Origin of the sequence: Nocardia sp. NPDC050413 (assembly GCF_040655475.1) — a bacterium.
GTDB classification, from domain to species: Bacteria; Actinomycetota; Actinomycetes; order Mycobacteriales; family Mycobacteriaceae; genus Nocardia; species Nocardia coubleae.
Genome location: NZ_JBFAJZ010000001.1, coordinates 730,385 through 748,652 on the forward strand (window position 1 = coordinate 730,385; position 18,268 = coordinate 748,652).

The following is an 18,268-nucleotide window of genomic DNA, read 5'->3' on the forward strand; positions in this document are numbered from 1 at the left end:
AGGCCGGCCACCACCGCCTCGCTACGGCGTCGAGTAGCCGATCAGCGCGCCGATGCCCGCACCGATCGGGATGGTCACCAGCGCACCGACACCGCCGAGGAAGAAGCCGAGAACAGCGCCGATTCCGGCGCCGATGAGCGCGCCGATCCCCGCATTGTGCTGCTTACGGGCTTGGGTCTCGGCGGCCTCGTCGACGAACTCGGCTGTATTGGCCGTGACGGCGGCCGGTGCGCCCACCGGAGTGAGGGTGAGCGAGCGGCCGTCGGCCGCGATCGCCGCTGCCAGGTCGAAGGTGCCCGCGGTCGAGGCGATTCGGGTCGGAATGGACGCGACCGCACGGCCCTCGCGATCGGTGAGGGTCACGGTGCCACCCGCGAGGGTGAAGGTGCCGTCGACCACCGAGGTGGTGAGCCCTGCACCGTCGGACGAGGGGCCCGCGGTGAACGCCACCCCGTTTTCGGTGCCCTGGACAACCGGGGCCGCCGTCGGTGCGGCATGAGCGTTGGTGGTGGCGGTGAGACCGACGGCCCCGACCGCGAGGACAGCGACCGCGCAGAATTTCTTCATCTTGCCCCTCCAGTCTGCCCGCCGGAGTCCGGCGGAACATCCTCTGCCGGACCGGATCTCGGCCCGAGATCATCTTCACACTGTCCCCACCGGATGTGAACCCACCAGCGGTCATACCGGAAAAACATCACCGAATGGGCGCATTCGCCGAATGAGATTGCCACACCGTAGGTTTCGCTATGCCGTCGAAATTCCTATATGCCGGATCCGGAATTTCTCGGCAGGATGAGGATTCAGGGAATCGAGCGGAAGGAACGTCATGACGATCCTGGTGACAGGAGCTACGGGCAGTGTCGGACGCAAGGTCGTGGACCAACTGGTCGCGCGAGGGGTCTCCGATATCCGGGCGCTGACGGTGAATCCGGACCGGGCGGCGCTGCCCGCCGGGGTGGTGCCGGTGCGCGGCAATCTGCGTAAGCCGGACAGCCTGGACGGAGTATTCGACGGCGTGGACCGGATCTACCTCGCGCCGGCACCCGAAGTCGTCGGTGCGGTGCTCGAGCGAGCGGCAGCGGCCGGCGTCCGCCACGTCGTGGATCTGTCCGGCGAACCCGACAGCTGGTGGGGGACCGTGAGCAACGCCGTCGAGGACAGTGGGCTGGCGTGGACGCACCTGTGGCCCGCCGACTTCATGGAGAACAGCGTCAGTTGGTCGCAGCAGATCCGCGCTACGGGTACGGTTCGCGAACCGCGCCCCGAGACGGCCACCGCACCCGTCGCGATGGACGATATCGCCGCGGTCGCCGCTACCGCTCTGCTCGACGACGACCACCTCGGGCGTGCCTACCCGCTGGCGGGACCCGAAGTCCTCACCCGCGCCGAGCAGCTCGCCCAGATCGCCGCCGCCATCGGCCGCGAGCTCACCTTCCGCCGATCCGATCGGGCCGAAACCATTGCCGCCCTGGCACCGAGCATGGGCGACAACACCGAGTGGTACGTCGACAACGTCCTGCTCGGCTACAGCCCGCCGACCGACACGCTCCCGATCACCAGCGTCCAGGACATCACCGGCCGCCCGGCGACCACCTTCCGCGACTGGGCGAAAGCCAACGCCGATCAGTTCCTCGACGGCTGATCCACCTGCCTACCGCACCTCGGAAGCTCGGCGCGGTCGAGCTCATCCGAGGGCGCGGACCCGCAGCGCGCGGGCGAGATGATCGCGTTGCTCGACGACCAGGCGGCGCAGGGCAGCGGGGGCGCCGGTATTCGTCGCGAGCCAGTCGTCCACGGCTGCCAGGGAATCGGCGGCGGGAAAGAGGCCGATGACGATGCGGCGGGCGATCTCGATGCTGCGCTGCTCCCAGGTCGGACGCAGTCGGGCGAAGTACTCGTCGTCGTAGGAGCCGATCAGGTCGCGACGGTCGCCTGCGCGGAAGCCGTCGATCACGGCATCGAGGTGGTCGTTGGTGAGCGCGGTGTCGTCGAAGATGCGCGTCCACGCGGCGGCTTTCACGTCCCGGTCCGGGCGGGCGGCCAGGGCGTGCAGGTGGGCGGTGCGGCCCGAGGCGGTGTCGTCGCGGGCGAGTTCGGTGTCCAGATCGTCGGTGGTCGCGGCGCCGGTCGCGGCCAGTGCCGTCCAGAGGGCCCACCGCAGGTCAGGGTCCAGGGCCAGACCCTTCGGGGCGGGGTTTTCGCCGAGCAAGACGGCGCGGATATCGGCGGCCCGCCCCGCGTCGACGGTGGCGGCGGCCGCGGTCGCGCGGGCGAACGCCAGCTGCTCGCCGGAACCGGGCGCAGCGGAATGCAGTGCCGTCCAGCATGATTCGAGCCATTCCTGCCGCCACCTGTCGCGCTCGGTGGTCGGCAAATAGTGACCGATGGCGAAGGAGGCGTTCGAGAGCACCGCCGTGAGCAGGGCCGTATTGGACTCGGCGGGAGCGAAGTCGCGGGCCATCGTCAAGTAGCGGCCGACGGCGAGTTCGCCATCGCGCGTGGCATTCCACAGCGCCGCCCAGATCAGCCCGCGTGCCAGCGGATCGACCACGCGGTCGAGTGACCGCTCCACGGTCACCAGGGAATCGGCGTCGAGACGAACCTTCGCATAGGTGAGATCGCCGTCGTTGAGCAGCCGCAGGGGAGCGGGGGAGAGGGTGACCGGGGTGCGCTCCTCGACGATGTCGACCTCCACGCGGTCACGGCGGACGAGGTCGCCGTCGGCGTCGAAGTCGTAGAGACCGACCGCGAGCCGGTTCGGGCGCGGATCGGTCTGCACGATGTGGTCTTCGTCGAGGGTCACGGTGGAGACGCCGGTGGTCTGCAACCAGGCCCGCGCCCACACGTCGAGGTCGCGGCCGGACTCGGCGGACAACTCGGTCAGCAGGTCATCGAGGGTCGTGTTGCCGAACGCGTGGGCCCGGAAATAGCGGCGGACGCCCGCGAAGAACGCCTCCCGGCCGACATAGGCGACGAGCTGCTTGAGCACGCTGGCGCCCTTGGCGTAGGTGATGCCGTCGAAATTGAGCTTGGCCGCCTCGAGATCGGTGATGTCGGCGACGATCGGATGCGTCGTCGGCAACTGATCCTGCAGGTACGCCCACGCCTTACGGCGGTTGGCGAACGCCACCCAGGCGTCGGTCCACTCAGTGGCCTCGGCGCTGGCCAGCGCGCCCATGTAGTCGGCGAAGGACTCCTTGAGCCACAGGTCGTCCCACCACACCATGGTGACGAGATCACCGAACCACATGTGCGCCATCTCGTGCAGGATCGTGTTCGCACGACCCTCGTACTGCGCCGCCGTCGCCGCACCACGGAACACGTAGGCCTCGGTGAAGGTGACCAGGCCCGGGTTCTCCATGGCACCCAGGTTGTATTCGGGCACGAACACCTGGTCGTACTTGCCCCAGGGGTACCGGTAGGCGAAATGCTCGGCGAAGAAGTCGAGCCCCTGGCGGGTCACCTCGAGAATCGTGTCCGCGTCCAGGTGGTCGGCCAGCGAGGCGCGGCACAGCACGCCGAGCGGGATCGTCAGTTCTCCACGGCTCCAGGAGGATTCGACGCGGTGATACGGACCGGCCGCGACCGCGGTGATGTAGGTGGAAATCGGCAGGGTCGGTGAGAACTCCACCGTCTGATTCGGGCCGTCGACGGTCACGGTATCGGCGGGCCGATTCGACACCACCTCCCAGCCGTCGGGCGCCGTAACGGCAAAGGTGAACGGCGCCTTCATATCGGGCTGCTCGAAGCACGCGAATACCCGGCGCGCGTCCGCCGGCTCGTACTGGGTGTAGAGGTAGGTGCTGTCGTCGACCGGATCGAGGAACCGGTGCAGGCCCTCACCCGAGCGGCTGTACTCGCCGATCGCCCGCACAACGACGACGTTCGATGCCGACAGCCCGGTCACCGAAATCCGCGCGCCGTCGTAGTCGACCGGCACTTCCCGTCCGTTCACGGTGACCGATTCGACTGCGAGGCCGAGGAAATCGAGCCACGTCGCGGTCGCCGTGGCGTCGAAAGCGACCGTCGTCGTGGTGGTGAATCCCGGGCGAGTGTGGTCGGCTGCGCCGGACAGATCGAGTTCGACGCGGTAGTCACGCACGGTGACCGTGGCGGATCGCGCGGCGGTCTCGGAGCGGGTCAGGTTGGCGGTAGTCACGTCCCGATCCTGCCAGTCATGTGGTGGGGGAGGGGAGTGGTTATCGCGGCCCCGATCTATTCGTCTGGGGGGCAAGGTAATTCGAGTGGCCTGGGCCGACGGTCGATGTGCTTGCCGGGGCGGTGCACGCCTCGGACCAGGCTTAGGTCAGTAAATAACATGCCGATAGCGCGATATGCGCATCTATTTATGAATCACCTTCATTCTCAAATAAAACAACCGGGCTACGCCGGCCTTCGTAGGACGGCAGGGGGTAAAGCCACCTTCGGCTCAGCGTGAACAGAATGCTGTTCGCGGTATCCGCCGACTGGTTTCGTAGGTCCTGTTCGCGCAGGTTCGATCGAAAGGCCCTCGAATGTCCGTTCCAGCCGATGCCGTGCGTGTGGTGAAGCTCGGCGCCCACATCGGTGCCCGCATCGACGGCATCCGCCTCGGTGGCGACCTCGACGGGCGTACGGTCGACACCATTCGCGCCGCGCTCGCCGAACACAAGGTGATCTTCTTCCGCGGCCAGGAGCATCTGAGCGAGGACGGGCAGTACGAATTCGCCGAGCTCCTCGGTGCGCCGACCACCCCGCACCCCACGGTGACCTCGGCGGGGGCCAAGAGTCTGGCGATCGACTCGCATCAGACCAGGTCGAATGTGTGGCACACCGATGTCACGTTCGTCGACCGGGTGCCGAAGGCCTCGATCCTGCGGGCGGTGACGCTGCCCGAGTACGGCGGCACGACCACCTGGGCGTCTACCGTCGCGGCGTACGATTCGCTGCCTGCCTCGCTGAAATCGCTCGCGGAGAATCTGCGCGCCAGGCACACCAATCGGTACGACTACGCGGCCGACGTCGTGGACCGAGCCGATGATTTCGAACGCGCGTATCGGCGCGAATTCGAGTCGACGTATTTCGAGACCGAGCATCCGGTGGTGGAAGTTCACCCGGAAACCGGTGAGCGCGCCCTGCTGCTCGGTTGCTTCGTGAAGGAAATCGTCGGCGTCTCCGGTAGCGAATCGCGGGCCTTGTTCCGGCTTTTCCAGGATCGGGTGACGCGCCTCGAGCACACGACCCGCTGGAATTGGTCGCTCGGCGATGTCGCGATCTGGGACAACCGGGCCACCCAGCACTACGCCGTGGACGATTACGACGGCGCGCATCGCAGGCTCACCCGGATCACGCTCGGGGGACCGGTCCCGGTCGGTGTCGACGGGCGGCCGAGCACGGTGATCGCGGGCGACGCGCGCGACTATGTCACTGCGCCCCACCGTGCGGCCTGAGGCGAATCCGCCGTCGAGCGAGCGGTATCGGTTAGTCTGCGACCGCAGGTTTATCCGGCGATCGCGCGCGAATCGGTCCAGCCCGACGATGGGAATGCCGTGAATTTGTGGAGCTATATCCAGGGTCGGGGCGAGGTGCTGACCTTTCTCACCTATCAGCACGCGTCGCTGGCCTTCCAGACCGTGCTGGTGGGAACCGTTGTCGCGGTGCTGATCGCGGTGGCGGTGTACCGGCTGCCGCTGGCGTCGGCATTGACGCTCACGTCGAGCCGGGTGGCGTTGACGATTCCGTCGCTGGCGCTGCTGGCCCTGCTGCTCGTGCCGTTCGGGCTCGGTGTCGTTCCGTCGTTTCTGATGCTGGCGTTCTTCGCGGCGCTGCCGGTGATCGGTAACGCGATCGTCGGCCTGCGCTCGGTACCTGCCTCGGTGGTGGAGTCGGCGCGGGGGATCGGGTTGTCGCGGTGGCGGATTCTGCTCACCGTCGAGCTGCCGATCGCGTGGCCGGTGATCCTCACCGGCATCAGGGTGTCGACGCAGATGATCGTCGGCGTCGCCGCCATCGTCGCCTATGTGCTCGGTCCGGGACTCGGATCGCTCATCTTCAACGGGCTGTCGCGGCTCGGTGGGGCGAACGCGCTCGAAATGGCGCTCACCGGAACCATTCTCATCGTTGTCGTCGCGTTGGTGTTCGACGCGCTCCTCGTCCTGCTCGGACGACTCACCATTGCCAAGGGGCTCTCATGACCACGGTGACCACTTCGTCCGAACGCGACGTGACCGGCGCGTCCATCGTCCTCGACTCGGTCGTGAAGCGGTACAAGGGGCAGGACAAGCCGGCCGTCGAGCGGCTGGACCTCGAGATCGAGGCGGGTGAGATCGTCGCCTTCGTCGGGCCGTCGGGGTGCGGGAAGACGACGACCCTGAAGATGATCAATCGGTTGATCGAGCCGACGGAGGGCCGGATCTTCATCGGTGGACGCGATGTGACCAGGGAGGATCCGGACAAGCTCCGTCAGTCCATCGGTTATGTCATCCAGTCGGGTGGGTTGTTCCCGCACTGGTCGGTGGCCAAGAACATCGGGGCGATTCCCCGGGTGCTCGGCTGGGACAAGAAGCGCATCGCCGAGCGCACCGAGTATCTGCTGGATCTGGTGGGTCTGGATTCGGCGACCTTCGCCGACCGGTTGCCCAAGGACATGTCCGGCGGCCAGCAGCAGCGCGTGGGTGTGGCGCGGGCACTGGCCGCGGATCCGCCGGTGCTGCTGATGGACGAACCGTTCGGTGCCGTCGATCCGATCACGCGAGTTCGCTTGCAGGACAGCCTGATCGCGATCCAGCACGAGCTGGGTAAGACCATCGTCGTCGTCACCCACGATTTCGAGGAGGCGACCAAGCTCGGCGACCGGGTACTGATCCTGTCCGAGGGTGGGCATGTGGAGCAATACGCGCGGCCCGAGGAGATCCTCACCGATCCGGCGACACCGTTCGTGGAGGAATTCGTCGGATCGGGCGCGAAACTGGCGTATCTGACGGTGTCCCGGGTGGGTGATGTGGAGGTCGATCCGGTGACGACCGCACGGATCGGTGAGCCCGCCAAAGAGGTGATCGGCCGGGCGACCCGCGCCGGCCACACCTGGGTGGTCGTGGTCGATTCGGCGGGGCGGCCCCGTTCGTGGCCGTCGCTGCGTGAGGTGTCGAGCAAGCCGGAGGTGTCGGACTATCTGGATCGGCGGCTGCCGGTGGTCGCGCAGTCCTCCACGCTCAACGACGCCCTCGATGCGATGCTCGCGGCGAGCCAGGGCGCCACGCTGGTCACCGACGGGCGGGGCAGGGTGGTCGGTTCGCTCAGTATCGGTGCGGTGACCGACGTGATCCAGACCAAGCTGGCCGAGGCGCACAATGCCGAGGGCGAGACGTCCTACGAGACCTATGTCGATGGTTCGGATCCGACGCCGACCCCGGTGGTCGCCGCCGAGCCGGGGCCGGGTGATCCGGCGTGAAGCGGCTGCGCGCGTTGCCGATCGACGTGTGGTTCGAACCGTTGATCATCGCGGTGATCGGTATCGGGTACCTGCTGTGGTACCGGGCGTCGACGTTCACCGCGACCGAGCAGGCGTCGCTGGGCTGGGCGAATCTGCGGACGACGATCGTCGAGCACGTGCGGCTCACCGTGGTGGCGACGCTGATCGTGGTCGCGGTCGCGATTCCGCTCGGCATCGCGCTGACCCGGCCCGCGTTGCGCAGGCTCGAGCCGCTGGCGGTGAACATCGCCAATATCGGGCAGGCGGCCCCGGCGGTGGGCCTGCTCGTGCTCTTCACGTTCTGGTTGGGGACCGGGTTCCGGACGGCGGTGGTCGGTTTGGTGGTCTACGCGATCCTGCCGATTCTGCAGAACACGATCGTCGGGTTGCGGCAGGTGGATCAGCGCACGATCGAGGCGTCGCGGGGGATCGGGTTCTCCGGGCTGCGGACGCTGGTGCAGGTGGAGTTGCCACTCGCGGTGCCGGTGATCCTGAACGGTGTGCGCACGGCGCTGGTGATCCTGGTCGGTACCGCGACCTTGAGCACGTTCATCGGTGCGACCAGTCTGGGGACCCTCATCACGACCGGTGTCACCTTGTTCCTGCCGAAGTTGCTCATCTCCGGTGCGGTGCTCGTCGGGTTGCTCGCCTTGATCATCGACTGGCTCGGCCGGCTCGTGGAGCTGGCCGCGACCCCGCGAGGTATCTCATGAGACGGCTGGTGTGCGCGCTGGTGGCGAGTGTTTCGCTGCTCGCCGGGTGTGGGCTGGTGAGCTCGTCGGGGACCTTCCACGACGCGAGCCTGCCCGGCGGCGATCGGCCGCTCGAGGGTGCGAAGCTGACGGTGACGTCGAAGAGTTTCACCGAGGGCGTGCTGCTGGGCAAGATCACCGCCACGTATCTGGCCGCGGCGGGCGCGTCGATCACGGATCTGACGGGTGCGCCGGGGTCGGCGTCGTCGCGGCAGGCGCAGCTCAACGGCGACGCGGATGTGCTGTGGGAGTACACGGGTACGGGGTGGGTGACCTACCACAACGAGACCGAGACGATCGTCGACCCGCAGGAGTTGTGGCAGCGGGTACACGATGTCGAGAAGCGCGACCACGATCTGGAGTGGTTGGCGCCCGCGAATTTCAACGACACCTATGCTTTTGCGGCCTCGACGCCGACGGCCGAACGGCTGGGGGTGCGGTCGTTGTCGGAGGTCGCGCAGCTGCCGGTGGCGGAGCGCACATTCTGTGTCGACGACGAATTCTTCAGTCGCTCGGACGGTTTCATTCCGATGCTGGCGAAGTACGGCATTCCCTACAACGATCCCAACGGGGTGCCCGCGGGCAACGTCACCAGGATGGACGCGGGGGTGGTCTACACCGCGACCGCCAAGGGTGAGCCGTGCCGGTTCGGCATGGTCTACACCACTGACGGCCGGGTGAAGAACCTGAATCTGGTTGTGCTGGAAGACGACAAGAAGTTCTTTCTGCCCTACAGCGGGACCGCTGTGGTGCGTGGTGCGGTGATCGAGGCGCATCCACAGCTTCGTCCGCTGCTCGGCGCCATCTCCGAGCGCCTCACCGACGACCTGATGCGTGAGCTCAACGGTCGCGTGGACATCGACGGGGAGGACCCGGCCGATGTCGCCTACGAGTGGTTGAAGAGCGCGAACCTGATCGAATAGGCGCGCGCCGGGTCAGAGGTGGGTGAGGCCGACCATCTTGGTCGCGGTGGCCATGGCGGCGGCCAGGCCGAGCGCGCCGAGAGCGGCGACGGCTAGGGATCCGGTGAGGGTCGTGAGACCGAACAAGAAGAACACGCAGGTGGCCAACATGATGGCGGTGCTGGTCAGATCCGTACTCGTCGTATTCGGTGTCCGATTACGTGAGTGGGTCATATCTTCATAGTTGCCAGGAACCGCGGTTACTAAACCGTTATTTTCGGTTCGATCTGCGGGTTTCGGCTGCTCCGGCCTGGGTAGCGCCACAGTGACCGCGAGAGAAAGGCTGTCGAGATGCCGAAGACCACGAGCTCGGGCCGGGCGCGGACATCGGAGCTGCCGAGCACTTTGCAGCGTTCCAGCGCCAAGGCACAGCGGACCTTCGCCAAGGCGCACGACGCGGCGCTGGACGAGTACGGCACCGAGGAACGCGCCAACCGGGTCGCCTACAGCGCTTTGAAGCACAGTTTCGAGAAGATCGGGGACCACTGGGAGCCGAAAGGCACCCGGGGGCCGTCGGATTCACGGGCTGCTTCCGGCGGGCGGACACCGCGCGGTGAGAGCGCCGAAGGGGTGAACGCGAATGCGACCAAGAGTCACCTCATCGATGTCGCGGGTCGGTTGTCGATCACCGGAAGGTGGCGGATGACCAAGGAGGAACTGGTCGAGGCGATCGAGAAGGCCAACCGGCGGGCGACCGCGCGGGCTCGGTCCTGAGATGACCGACCGCGGCGGTGGTGACGACCAGGCCTACGGCCGCGCCGTGCTCTACGGCGTGTGCGTGATCGGCTTCGCGGCGATCGTCTTCGCCGCGGTCAACTTCTGGGCCGCGACACGCACGAATTGCGCGGGGGCGCAGACTCACCTGTGCGATACCCCGGCGCAGGCCGCGGTGATGATCGGTCCGTCGCTGGTGTTGCTGGCCGGCGGGATCGGTGCTTTCGTGCACACCTATCAGCGTTATCGCGACGGGCGGTCGTGGCGGGTGTGGCAGGGGGCAGGATGGTTCCTGTTCATCCTCATGACCGCGTATCTGATGATTTCCGCTGGTACCACGGTGACCGGGTGACCAGTCCGGACGGCACCGCAGGGCGGACGGCCCTGCGGCACCGATCGGGCTAGTTCTGCGGAAGACGTGAGGACTTCTGGCCGCCGGTTCGGGTGCGCGGCGGCTTCACGCCCTGCATGATGTCGTTCCACCACGACTGCAGTGGGCTGGGTTCGGGCCAGCTGACGACGGTGGCGTCCGGCTCGGCTGCCGGTTCGGTGGTGTCGAAGACAGGATGATCGGAATAGCGCATTGCACAACTTCCTCGAGAGAACTGAACTGCTTCTTCACTGATGTGTTGGGGTGCCCCGGTCGGGCTCGCGGTGTGTCCACACGCGCAGGTTCGGTCGGGGCGGATCGGTCGACGTCGAGATGACATCGGCCAGGTCTGTGTGCAGGGTCAGCCACTGGGCGAGTCCGGCGGCGGTGATGATGCGGTCGACGACCGAAGGCGCGGCCTTGACCACGCTCACCCGGATGGTGTCGTGTTGCTGGGCGCGACAGGCCAGATCGATGATCGATCGGCACGACATGAAGGTGACCTCGTCGAGGTCGACGACCAACTGCCTGCCACCCGATGCTCGCTGGAAGGCGTCGTCGAGGACGCGGCGCCAGCGGGTGATGGTGTAGGCGTCGATGTCGCCGCGCACGTACAGGACGATCGCGTTCGATCGCGTCTCGATGTCGGCACTCACGCGCGCCGACACATCCGGCGGTTCGCCGTCGAAGGCGGGTAGTTCGTATCGTCCTACGTGGCTGGAATGGGTGTTCACGAGTACTCGATTTCCTCGGCACCGGCAGGCCTCGCGCGCTGCGCCGACCGGTCCTGGATCCTCAAGATCGGCTGGTACTACCCATTTGAGCACGTCGGTACGCCGCTGTCATGGACTGTGACCGACTCGATGCCGAAATTCGGGACGCAGCCGTGACCTGCGAGGCGACGACGCGTCCTGCCGAGCGGTGAATACTGAGGGCTATGACCGATCGGGAAGACGTGTCGGCCGACGAGCGTCTCCTCGTGGAACGGGTGGTCGGCGTCGGCGACCCGCTGCGGGTGGGGTGGTTCCGGTACCGGTTCGGCACGCATCGGTGGGAGTGGTCCGACGAGGTCGCCGCGATGCACGGTTATCCACCGGGAACCCAGCCGACGACGGAGTTGCTCCTGTCGCACAAACATCCGCGTGACCGAGACCGGCTCGAGGCGATGATCACCTCGGTGGAGGACGGTGGCGCGTTCTCGAGTCATCACCGCATCGTCGACACCGATGGCCAGGTCAAGGATGTGCTCGTGGTGTCGGAGCCGTGGCGCGACGACCGCGGTGCGGTGATCGATACCTCGGGCTATTACATCGATGTCTCCGAGACCGCCGAGGTGTTCCGGCGGGAGGCGCTCGACACCACGTTGCCGGGTGTACTCGAGGCGCGGACGGTGATCGAGCAGGCCAAGGGCGCGTTGATGCTGGTGTACGCGATCAGTGCCGAACAGGCGTTCCGGGTGTTGCGGTGGCGTTCGCAGGAAACCAATGTCAAGTTGCGCACGATCGCCGAGCGGGTGGTCGCCGAGCTGCCGAAAGTGGCCGGTGACGAGGTGAAGCTGCGCAGCAGGCTCGACCATGTGTTGCTCACCGCGCACATGCCCGACTCTCTGAAGGGTTAGACCGAGACCAGACCTATCGGTCGATGCGTGTCGGTGGTACGGGCTCCTCGGGGAGGTGCAGGGCGGGTGCGATGCCCGGATCGGTGGGGTCGGCGTTCTGGGCCTCGACGACGGCCGCTGCCTGTGCGGTGGGAGTGATCTGATGCGCGCGGGCGAGTTTGCGCAGCCGGCCGCGGGCGGCATCGAGGTCGAGATCGAAGTATTCGGCGAGGATGCCGACGGCGGTCGCGATGACGCTGGTGCCGTCGAGGACCGCTGCGACTGTGTCGGCGGTGGTGCTCACCCGGCCGTGGTCGGTTCCCATGGACAGGGCGATCGCGGTGAGGTCTGCCAGGATCTGCCCGAAATCGTTGGGACGCTCGGGTCCCCACGGTTCGCCCGCATGAACGACGACCGAGCCGAGCGGCACTGTCATGGCCTTGACCGGGAATGCGCGCACCGACCGCATACCGGCCAGGCGGGCGCGATCACGGTAGTCGGGCCAGCGGGAGCCTTCGTCGAGCCGATCGATGTCGGTGATCACGGCGACGGCACCGTCGCGTGCGCTGGCCAGGCCCGGGCCGCTGATGTGCAGGCGCGGGTCGGCGATCGTGTCTTCACCGCCGGCTTCGGCGACGATCTGGATGCCGGTGCCGTCGGGCCGATTGTCGAGCAGGATCACGGCGGCCGAGACAGCGTCGAAGCACTGGCAAGCGTGTTCGGCGACGGCGTGCAGCAGGGCGGGCACGTCGAAATCGGTGGCCAGTGTCGCGGTCAGATCCGCGATGGCGAGGCGGGTCTGCGCGCTGTTCATCGTCCCTGCCCTTCACTGGAGTCGCGCTGGTCGCGCAGCGACAACCTGCGAGCCACGATATCGGCGGCGACCGCGCTGATCGAGCGGCCGTTGGCATAACAGTACGCACGCAGGCGGGCCAGGGCTTCGTCGGCGGAGACGGCCAACTGCACCGCCACCATGCCCGCGGCATTGAAGATCACGGCACGCGAGAACTCTTCGCCTGCGGGTTCGGTGGCGGCCAGCGCTTCGGTGTCGGCGAGCCGGTCCAGATCGGCGCCGATCATATGGCCGATGGCGGCGGCGCACGCGAGAGCCGAATCCTGTTCGACGGCGCTGAGACGACCGCTGCTCATCCGATACAGTTCCAGCACACCCACCGTGGCATCGCCACTCGGTACGGGGAAGGCGAACAGAGCCCGTACGCCGAGTGTCAGGAGTTCGGCGGTGAAGACGGGCCAGCGGGTGATCGCGGGCGTGGCGGTGAGGTCGGGCCACAGTTGACGTTCACCGCGCCGGTAGGTGTCTATGCAGGGGCCTTCGCCGATGACGAACTGGAGTTCGTCGAGTTGCTGGGCGGTGGCGTCGGTGGCGTAGACGAGTTCGCGGGCCTGGGAGGTGCGGCCGAGGAGGGCGACGGCGGCACCGTCGGCGCCGGTGAGCCGGACCGCGGCGGCGCAGAGCGCACCGACGCCGCCGAACAACGAACCATCGCTGCCGACGTCGTGCCGGTCGGGGTTGTACGGGTCCCCGGGCCGGTCCCGGAACGCACCCTCCACCGAGCCCTCCGATCTCCTGATGTTCACGCTACCGCGTGAAAGACCTCGGCCCGGGGTCACCCTCGGTGTCGGTCAGTGTCGGCCTTCGGCGAACTCCTCCACGATCTTGGCGCAGAAGGCGGGCAGGTCGTCGGGGTTGCGGCTGGAGACGAGCCCGTTGTCGGTGACGACCTCCTCGTCGACGACGGTGCCGCCGGCGTTGCGGATGTCGGTGCGCACACTGGGGTAGCCGGTGAGGGTGCGGCCGCGTACCGCGTCGGCCTCGACGAGGGTCCAGGGGCCGTGGCAGATGACGCCGATCGGTTTGCCGGTCGCGGCGAACTGTTTCACAAAGCCGACGGCCGAGGAGTCCTGGCGGAGTTTGTCGGGGTTGGTGGTGCCGCCGGGCAGGATGAGGGCGTCGTAGTCGTCGGGGCTGGCCTGGCTGACCACCTGGTCCACGGTGAAGGTGTCGCCCTTCTCGACGTCGTGGTTCATGGCCTGGATGCTGCCCGATTCCAGGGAGAGCAGGGTGGTGGTCGCGCCCGCGTCCTCGACGGCGGCGCGGGGTTGCACGAGTTCGACCTGTTCGACGCCGTCGGTGGCCAGGATGGCGACGCGCTTACCGGTCAGTGGCTGCTGGGGCATGGTGCACTCCTCACGTGGACGACTTTCACGGTGGTCATTTCGTCGAGCAGTTCGGGGCCGTAGCCGAAGCCGTTGCCGGAACGGCCGCGGGGTTGGGCGGCTCCGCCGGGGGCGCCGCCGAAGACGGCGTTGATCTTCACGGTCGCGACAGGCAAGGTGCGCCAGGCTCTTTGGGCGTGGTCCATCGAACCTGTCAGGACGGTGGCGGCGAGTCCGTATTCACCGGTGGCGGCTTCGTCGAGCCCGGTGTCGAAGTCGGGGACCACCCGGACCGGGGCGACCGGGCCGAAGGTTTCCTCGCGCAGCACCCGCATCTGAGGCAGGCAGTCGGTGAGGACGGTGGCCGGGTAGGTCGCGCCGGGCCCGTCGGGGATGTGGCCGCCGACGAGGACGCGGGCGCCGTGGTCGACGGCGTCGGCGACGTGATCGTGGACGTGGGCGCGTTGACGGGCATCGACGAGTGGTTGCGGGTGTTCGTTCCATGCGGCCGCGCGGGCGCACAGTGCCTCGAGGAAGCGGGGGGCGACGGCGGTGTGGACGTAGATGCGTTCGACCGAGGTACAGATCTGGCCCGCGTTGGCGAACGCGCCGATCGCGGCCTGTTCGGCGGCCCATTCGGGGTCGACGTCGGCGTCGATGAGCAGTGGGTCGTTGCCGCCGTTCTCGAGCAGCACCTTGGCGCCGGTGCGGGCGGCCGCGGCGGCGATGCGCTGCCCGGTCTCGCTGCTACCGACATGGGCGATCACGTCGACCTCGGGGGAGGACGCGAGCAGGGCACCGATGTCGCCACCGCCGGTGACGGTGGCGAGGACCGCGTCGGGGAAGTGGGGCGACATGATCTGCCCGAGGAGTTCGCCGGTGCGCGGACACCGTTCGCTCGGCTTGTGCAGCACCGTGTTCCCGGTGACGACGGCGGCGCCGAGCAGCCCGCAGGCGATGGCGACCGGGTCGTTCCACGGGGTGAGAGCGACGACCACACCGCGTGGTTCCGGGATCATGAAGTCGGTGGCCTCGGGGGAGCCCTGCAGCGATCTGCCGCGATGCAGTGGGCCGAGTTCGGCGTACTGGTCGAGGGTGGACGCACCCGCGAGGACTCCCTCGCGTCCGGAGGATGCGGGGCGCCCGGTTTCGGATTCGAGGGTGGTGGCGAGGTCGTCGGCGTGGGCGCGTACGGCCGCTGCGGCGGCGCGGAGCATCCCGGCGCGGTCGGCGGGTGGGACGCTCGCCCAGCCGAGTCGGGCGGCGCGCGCGGAGCGCACCGCGTCGGCGATCTCCTCGGGGGAGGTGGTGGGAGGTGCGGTGGTTGTCGTCATGTGCTCGGCATACCCGGTAGGCGGCGGGGAAACAGGAATCATGTTGGGGGATGGTCGATTTCGTCTGTTCGGCCGCGCCGGCTGCCGGTGTAGGCGCTTTCGCGGAACCGGTCGAGCGCGTGCGGGACCAGCGCGACACCGGCCGGGCGGTTGAGGATCGGGTCGAAGAAGTCGGTGCGGTATTCGCCGGGTTCGGCGCGGCGCAGGTCGAGCTCGCCGACGGGGATCGGTTCTCCGCCGAGGGGTTCGGCGGTGAGGGAGAACCGCAGGAGATGACCGTTGTCGAGGTGGTCGCGCAGTGCTTGCAGGGAGGCGGTGCCGGGCAGTTCGTCGAGGGGTTCGGCGAACAACCAGACCGGTGAGTCGTCGCCGAAGCGGTAGGGCATCAGCGAACCGAAGCAGGCGCGGTCCCAGCCGCGTGCGGCGGTGATGACGAACCGGCCGAGGGTGCCGCGTCCGGTGGTGGCCAGGGCGAAGTCCCAGGGGTGATCGTCTCGGTCGAGGACACGGAAGGCCAGGCCGAGTACGTCGGGGATGCCGGTCGGGGTGCCGATACCTTTGGACAGTCGGCCGATGACGGCGCGTTCGCCCGGCCCGAACCAGGGCACGAAGTCGGCGGCGGCGTGGAAGCGTCCGGCCAGGCGCAGGCCGCGCGGATGAAACACCCGCGCGTGCCTGACCTTGGCGCCGGCCTGGAAAGCGTTGCGTACCAGGGTGTTCGGGATGTCGGTGAGGGTCGATTTGTCGATCATCGGCGGCGGTCCACGGTGGTCGCGACGGTGCGGGGCAGCAGGGCGCCCAGGGCGATCATGCCGAGCCCGAGGCCCAGGTGCAGCCAGTTGTCGGCGTCGTTGAGCGGGACGAAGTTGGCGTCGCTGTGCTCGTCGACCAGCAATCCGTAGAGCCACAGGACCAGGTAGACGACACCGCCGCCGATGAGGAACGTTCGCGCGGTCGCGGCGCTCGCGGCGGCGAGCAGGCCGAGGACACCGAAGACGAGGTGCACGATGTTGTGCAGCACCGACACGGCGAATACGCCGAACAGCTTCGCGTGCGATTCGTGGCCCGCCCACTGCAGGTGGTCGTAGTCGGTGGTGACGCCTGGGATGAATCCGAGGACACCGACCAGCAGGAAGACCGCGCCGACGGCCAGCGAGGCCAGCTGGATGGGTGAGCGGGCCGAACCCGTTCTGCCTACACGTGTGGACACGGCGTGCTCCTTTCGGATGGGCCGGGTGTGCCCGGCCCGCTTGCCTGGACGACGGGCGCATGCCCGCTGCGGTGGGTGGTAAACCCGCGTTCGGTCGCGCGCGGTGGCAGGATCACCGCCACCCGACCACCTCCGCCATCGCGTCGGTCACGGCCGGTTCGGGCTCGGCGAGCGAGGACGCCGCGCCGTTGCACACGAATTCGGCGGCCGCGCTCACGGCGTGGCGGACCGCGGGTTCGGTCGACTCGCCTTCGGCCAGCACCACGGTGACGGCCGCGGCGAATCGGTCACCGGCCCCGCAGATATCGGCGCCTTCGGGGGCACGACGCCCCGGCGGCACCTGAATGCGCATCCCGGCCGGAAATTCCGCACCGCACAGATAGGCGCCCTCGGCCCCGAGGGTGACCCCGACCGCGCGCGCCGACCACAGGCGGGCCAGGGTGCTCGTGTCGCGGATCGAGGAGGCCGAATCGAGCAACCGCAATGCCTCGCTGCGGTTGGGGGTGACGATGGCGGTGTCGGGAATCGGCAGCGAACCCAGTGGGTGCGGGTCCCACACCACCGGGATGCGTGGGGCGAGGGTGCGCAGCAGACCACGGATCTGCGGGTGCGAGGTCATGCCGCGGCCGTAGTCGGACACCAGCACACCCGAGGCGCGGGCCAGGACGCTGTCGATATCGGTGGGGATCGGCCCCGGTGCCACCTTGCCGGTGCCCGAATCGCAGCGGGCGATCACCACGGGCTCCTCGCCGTCGGTGCAGCGTCCGTCGGCGCGCACCCGCTGCTTGCACACCGTCGAACCGTGCAACGGCACACCGATGACCTGCACATATGGTTCGAGCAGGGCACGCAACTGGTGTCCGGCGTGGTCGTTGGCGAAACCCCCGACGAGGACCACCTCGTCGGCGTCGCCCGCGGCGAGGCGGGCGGCCAGACCTGCCCCGCCGGGGCGGTAGCGGGTGGTGGTGACGTCGACGATCGGGGCGTCGTCCTGGCTGTAGCGTTCGCAGTGACCGTCGACGTCGATGTCGAGGAAGACGTCACCGAGCACGACGATCGGTCCTGGATGGGCGGTCACAGTGCCTCCAATGCGGCATCGAGGGCGGTGCACAGGGCGTGGACGAGCACGAGGTGCATTTCCTGCACGGTGGCGACGCTGTCGGCTTCGACGGCGATCGCGTCGTCGCAGACCGAGGCGAGGGTGTTCGGTGGTGGGCCGGTCAGTGCCCAGGTGGTGATGCCCATTTCGTGGGCGGCTTTGGCGGTGGCGACGACGTTGGGGCTGCTGCCGCTGGTGGAGAGCACGACGAGGGCGTCGCCGGGGCGGCCGTGGGCGCGTAGCTGGCGGGCGAACATCTCCTCGATGCCGTAGTCGTTGACGATCGCGGTGGTCGCGGAGGTGTCGCAGTGCAGGGCGATCGCGGCCAACGGTCGGCGTTCGGTGCGGAACCGGCCGGTGAGTTCGGCGCTGAGGTGCTGGGCTTCGGCGGCGCTGCCACCGTTTCCGCAGGTGAACAGGCGCCCGTTGCGTTGGTAGATGTCGGCGAGTTGTTCGCCCCAGGACCAGATGCGGCGGATCGAGGCGGTCCGGTTGCGTTCCAGGGCGGCGCCGAGCGCACCGAAGTGGTGTTCGAGGTTCGCACCGGTCTCGGCGACCAGGTGCTGGGTGCCGGGTGGATTGTTCATGGGCGCGAGTTCCTT

22 protein-coding genes are annotated in these 18,268 nt (G+C 68.0%); 9 read left to right on the top strand and 13 right to left on the bottom strand.

Annotation, left to right across the window (positions count from 1 at the left end):
- Positions 1–21 precede the first annotated feature (21 nt).
- Positions 22–567 (bottom strand): hypothetical protein, encoded by a 546-nt coding sequence (locus tag AB0I19_RS03490; protein ID WP_357143893.1) that lies wholly within the window; start codon positions 565–567, stop codon positions 22–24.
- Between the two features lie 259 nt (positions 568–826).
- Here AB0I19_RS03490 and AB0I19_RS03495 point away from each other — a divergent pair, with 259 nt between their 5' ends.
- Positions 827–1,642 carry an NAD(P)H-binding protein gene (locus AB0I19_RS03495; RefSeq protein ID WP_357143896.1) on the top strand — a complete coding sequence of 272 codons (816 nt, stop codon included), beginning with the start codon at positions 827–829 and terminating at the stop codon, positions 1,640–1,642.
- 42 nt (positions 1,643–1,684) lie between these two features.
- On the opposite strand, the gene pepN is transcribed toward AB0I19_RS03495, so the two are convergent.
- Positions 1,685–4,159 carry an aminopeptidase N gene (gene pepN / locus AB0I19_RS03500; RefSeq protein ID WP_357143899.1) on the bottom strand — a complete coding sequence of 825 codons (2,475 nt, stop codon included), beginning with the start codon at positions 4,157–4,159 and terminating at the stop codon, positions 1,685–1,687.
- A 355-nt stretch (positions 4,160–4,514) separates the two neighbouring features.
- Here pepN and AB0I19_RS03505 point away from each other — a divergent pair, with 355 nt between their 5' ends.
- The 5 genes from AB0I19_RS03505 (at position 4,515) to AB0I19_RS03525 (ending at position 9,125) form a co-directional block, all read left to right on the top strand.
- On the top strand, positions 4,515–5,429 hold the full coding sequence (locus AB0I19_RS03505) for a TauD/TfdA family dioxygenase (protein WP_357143902.1): 915 nt from the start codon (positions 4,515–4,517) through the stop codon (positions 5,427–5,429).
- A 99-nt stretch (positions 5,430–5,528) separates the two neighbouring features.
- On the top strand, positions 5,529–6,173 hold the full coding sequence (locus tag AB0I19_RS03510) for an ABC transporter permease (protein WP_067489676.1): 645 nt from the start codon (positions 5,529–5,531) through the stop codon (positions 6,171–6,173).
- A complete protein-coding gene (locus AB0I19_RS03515) occupies positions 6,170–7,429 on the top strand; it encodes an ATP-binding cassette domain-containing protein (protein ID WP_357143905.1) in 1,260 nt (419 codons plus the stop codon). Before AB0I19_RS03510 ends, AB0I19_RS03515 begins: the two co-directional genes overlap by 4 nt.
- Positions 7,426–8,163 (top strand): ABC transporter permease, encoded by a 738-nt coding sequence (locus AB0I19_RS03520; RefSeq protein ID WP_067638612.1) that lies wholly within the window; start codon positions 7,426–7,428, stop codon positions 8,161–8,163. Before AB0I19_RS03515 ends, AB0I19_RS03520 begins: the two co-directional genes overlap by 4 nt.
- Positions 8,160–9,125 (top strand): glycine betaine ABC transporter substrate-binding protein, encoded by a 966-nt coding sequence (locus tag AB0I19_RS03525; RefSeq protein ID WP_357143909.1) that lies wholly within the window; start codon positions 8,160–8,162, stop codon positions 9,123–9,125. Before AB0I19_RS03520 ends, AB0I19_RS03525 begins: the two co-directional genes overlap by 4 nt.
- A gap of 12 nt (positions 9,126–9,137) precedes the next feature.
- Here the strand turns inward: AB0I19_RS03525 and AB0I19_RS03530 are convergent, their stop codons facing one another.
- A complete protein-coding gene (locus AB0I19_RS03530) occupies positions 9,138–9,338 on the bottom strand; it encodes a hypothetical protein (RefSeq protein ID WP_357143911.1) in 201 nt (66 codons plus the stop codon).
- Between the two features lie 117 nt (positions 9,339–9,455).
- Here AB0I19_RS03530 and AB0I19_RS03535 point away from each other — a divergent pair, with 117 nt between their 5' ends.
- Both AB0I19_RS03535 and AB0I19_RS03540 read left to right on the top strand, forming a co-directional pair.
- Complete coding sequence (locus AB0I19_RS03535; RefSeq protein ID WP_357143914.1) at positions 9,456–9,878, top strand: ChaB family protein; 423 nt, start codon at positions 9,456–9,458, stop codon at positions 9,876–9,878.
- A 1-nt stretch (position 9,879) separates the two neighbouring features.
- Positions 9,880–10,230, top strand: a complete 351-nt coding sequence (locus AB0I19_RS03540) for a hypothetical protein (protein WP_357143917.1) — start codon at positions 9,880–9,882, stop codon at positions 10,228–10,230.
- A gap of 49 nt (positions 10,231–10,279) precedes the next feature.
- On the opposite strand, the gene AB0I19_RS03545 is transcribed toward AB0I19_RS03540, so the two are convergent.
- Both AB0I19_RS03545 and AB0I19_RS03550 read right to left on the bottom strand, forming a co-directional pair.
- Positions 10,280–10,462 carry a hypothetical protein gene (locus AB0I19_RS03545; RefSeq protein ID WP_357143919.1) on the bottom strand — a complete coding sequence of 61 codons (183 nt, stop codon included), beginning with the start codon at positions 10,460–10,462 and terminating at the stop codon, positions 10,280–10,282.
- 34 nt (positions 10,463–10,496) lie between these two features.
- Positions 10,497–10,982 carry an anti-sigma factor antagonist gene (locus AB0I19_RS03550; RefSeq protein ID WP_357143922.1) on the bottom strand — a complete coding sequence of 162 codons (486 nt, stop codon included), beginning with the start codon at positions 10,980–10,982 and terminating at the stop codon, positions 10,497–10,499.
- Positions 10,983–11,185: 203 nt separating this feature from the next.
- On the opposite strand from AB0I19_RS03550, the gene AB0I19_RS03555 reads away from it, so the two are divergent.
- Positions 11,186–11,866, top strand: a complete 681-nt coding sequence (locus AB0I19_RS03555; RefSeq protein WP_357143925.1) for a PAS and ANTAR domain-containing protein — start codon at positions 11,186–11,188, stop codon at positions 11,864–11,866.
- A gap of 13 nt (positions 11,867–11,879) precedes the next feature.
- Here AB0I19_RS03555 and AB0I19_RS03560 read toward each other — a convergent pair whose 3' ends face one another.
- From AB0I19_RS03560 to AB0I19_RS03595, 8 genes are all read right to left on the bottom strand, one after another.
- Positions 11,880–12,659, bottom strand: a complete 780-nt coding sequence (locus AB0I19_RS03560; RefSeq protein ID WP_357143928.1) for a GAF and ANTAR domain-containing protein — start codon at positions 12,657–12,659, stop codon at positions 11,880–11,882.
- Positions 12,656–13,444, bottom strand: a complete 789-nt coding sequence (locus AB0I19_RS03565; protein WP_357143931.1) for a GAF and ANTAR domain-containing protein — start codon at positions 13,442–13,444, stop codon at positions 12,656–12,658. Before AB0I19_RS03565 ends, AB0I19_RS03560 begins: the two co-directional genes overlap by 4 nt.
- A 45-nt stretch (positions 13,445–13,489) precedes the next feature.
- Positions 13,490–14,044 (bottom strand): type 1 glutamine amidotransferase domain-containing protein, encoded by a 555-nt coding sequence (locus AB0I19_RS03570; RefSeq protein WP_067638597.1) that lies wholly within the window; start codon positions 14,042–14,044, stop codon positions 13,490–13,492.
- A complete protein-coding gene (locus AB0I19_RS03575; protein WP_357143933.1) occupies positions 14,026–15,357 on the bottom strand; it encodes an aldehyde dehydrogenase family protein in 1,332 nt (443 codons plus the stop codon). Before AB0I19_RS03575 ends, AB0I19_RS03570 begins: the two co-directional genes overlap by 19 nt.
- Before the next feature lie 38 nt (positions 15,358–15,395).
- A complete protein-coding gene (locus AB0I19_RS03580; protein ID WP_357143936.1) occupies positions 15,396–16,109 on the bottom strand; it encodes a phosphodiesterase in 714 nt (237 codons plus the stop codon).
- Positions 16,106–16,567, bottom strand: a complete 462-nt coding sequence (locus AB0I19_RS03585) for a DUF4383 domain-containing protein (RefSeq protein ID WP_357143939.1) — start codon at positions 16,565–16,567, stop codon at positions 16,106–16,108. The genes AB0I19_RS03580 and AB0I19_RS03585 overlap by 4 nt, the downstream gene beginning before the upstream one ends.
- A 112-nt stretch (positions 16,568–16,679) precedes the next feature.
- The gene (locus AB0I19_RS03590; RefSeq protein ID WP_357143942.1) at positions 16,680–17,645 is read right to left on the bottom strand and encodes a PfkB family carbohydrate kinase; all 966 of its coding nucleotides are present in this window, start codon (positions 17,643–17,645) and stop codon (positions 16,680–16,682) included.
- Complete coding sequence (locus tag AB0I19_RS03595) at positions 17,642–18,253, bottom strand: SIS domain-containing protein (RefSeq protein ID WP_181697161.1); 612 nt, start codon at positions 18,251–18,253, stop codon at positions 17,642–17,644. The genes AB0I19_RS03590 and AB0I19_RS03595 overlap by 4 nt, the downstream gene beginning before the upstream one ends.
- Between the last annotated feature and the right edge of the window lie 15 nt (positions 18,254–18,268).

What these genes read in the sequence shown, in the direction of transcription:
- AB0I19_RS03490 (WP_357143893.1), bottom strand. Translation starts at nt 567, where the DNA reads ATGAAGAAATTCTGCGCGGTCGCTGTCCTCGCGGTCGGGGCCGTCGGT.
- AB0I19_RS03495 (WP_357143896.1), top strand. Translation starts at nt 827, where the DNA reads ATGACGATCCTGGTGACAGGAGCTACGGGCAGTGTCGGACGCAAGGTC.
- AB0I19_RS03505 (WP_357143902.1), top strand. Translation starts at nt 4,515, where the DNA reads ATGTCCGTTCCAGCCGATGCCGTGCGTGTGGTGAAGCTCGGCGCCCAC.
- AB0I19_RS03515 (WP_357143905.1), top strand. Translation starts at nt 6,170, where the DNA reads ATGACCACGGTGACCACTTCGTCCGAACGCGACGTGACCGGCGCGTCC.
- AB0I19_RS03525 (WP_357143909.1), top strand. Translation starts at nt 8,160, where the DNA reads ATGAGACGGCTGGTGTGCGCGCTGGTGGCGAGTGTTTCGCTGCTCGCC.
- AB0I19_RS03530 (WP_357143911.1), bottom strand. Translation starts at nt 9,338, where the DNA reads ATGACCCACTCACGTAATCGGACACCGAATACGACGAGTACGGATCTG.
- AB0I19_RS03535 (WP_357143914.1), top strand. Translation starts at nt 9,456, where the DNA reads ATGCCGAAGACCACGAGCTCGGGCCGGGCGCGGACATCGGAGCTGCCG.
- AB0I19_RS03540 (WP_357143917.1), top strand. Translation starts at nt 9,880, where the DNA reads ATGACCGACCGCGGCGGTGGTGACGACCAGGCCTACGGCCGCGCCGTG.
- AB0I19_RS03545 (WP_357143919.1), bottom strand. Translation starts at nt 10,462, where the DNA reads ATGCGCTATTCCGATCATCCTGTCTTCGACACCACCGAACCGGCAGCC.
- AB0I19_RS03555 (WP_357143925.1), top strand. Translation starts at nt 11,186, where the DNA reads ATGACCGATCGGGAAGACGTGTCGGCCGACGAGCGTCTCCTCGTGGAA.
- AB0I19_RS03560 (WP_357143928.1), bottom strand. Translation starts at nt 12,659, where the DNA reads ATGAACAGCGCGCAGACCCGCCTCGCCATCGCGGATCTGACCGCGACA.
- AB0I19_RS03570 (WP_067638597.1), bottom strand. Translation starts at nt 14,044, where the DNA reads ATGCCCCAGCAGCCACTGACCGGTAAGCGCGTCGCCATCCTGGCCACC.
- AB0I19_RS03575 (WP_357143933.1), bottom strand. Translation starts at nt 15,357, where the DNA reads ATGACGACAACCACCGCACCTCCCACCACCTCCCCCGAGGAGATCGCC.
- AB0I19_RS03580 (WP_357143936.1), bottom strand. Translation starts at nt 16,109, where the DNA reads ATGATCGACAAATCGACCCTCACCGACATCCCGAACACCCTGGTACGC.
- AB0I19_RS03595 (WP_181697161.1), bottom strand. Translation starts at nt 18,253, where the DNA reads ATGAACAATCCACCCGGCACCCAGCACCTGGTCGCCGAGACCGGTGCG.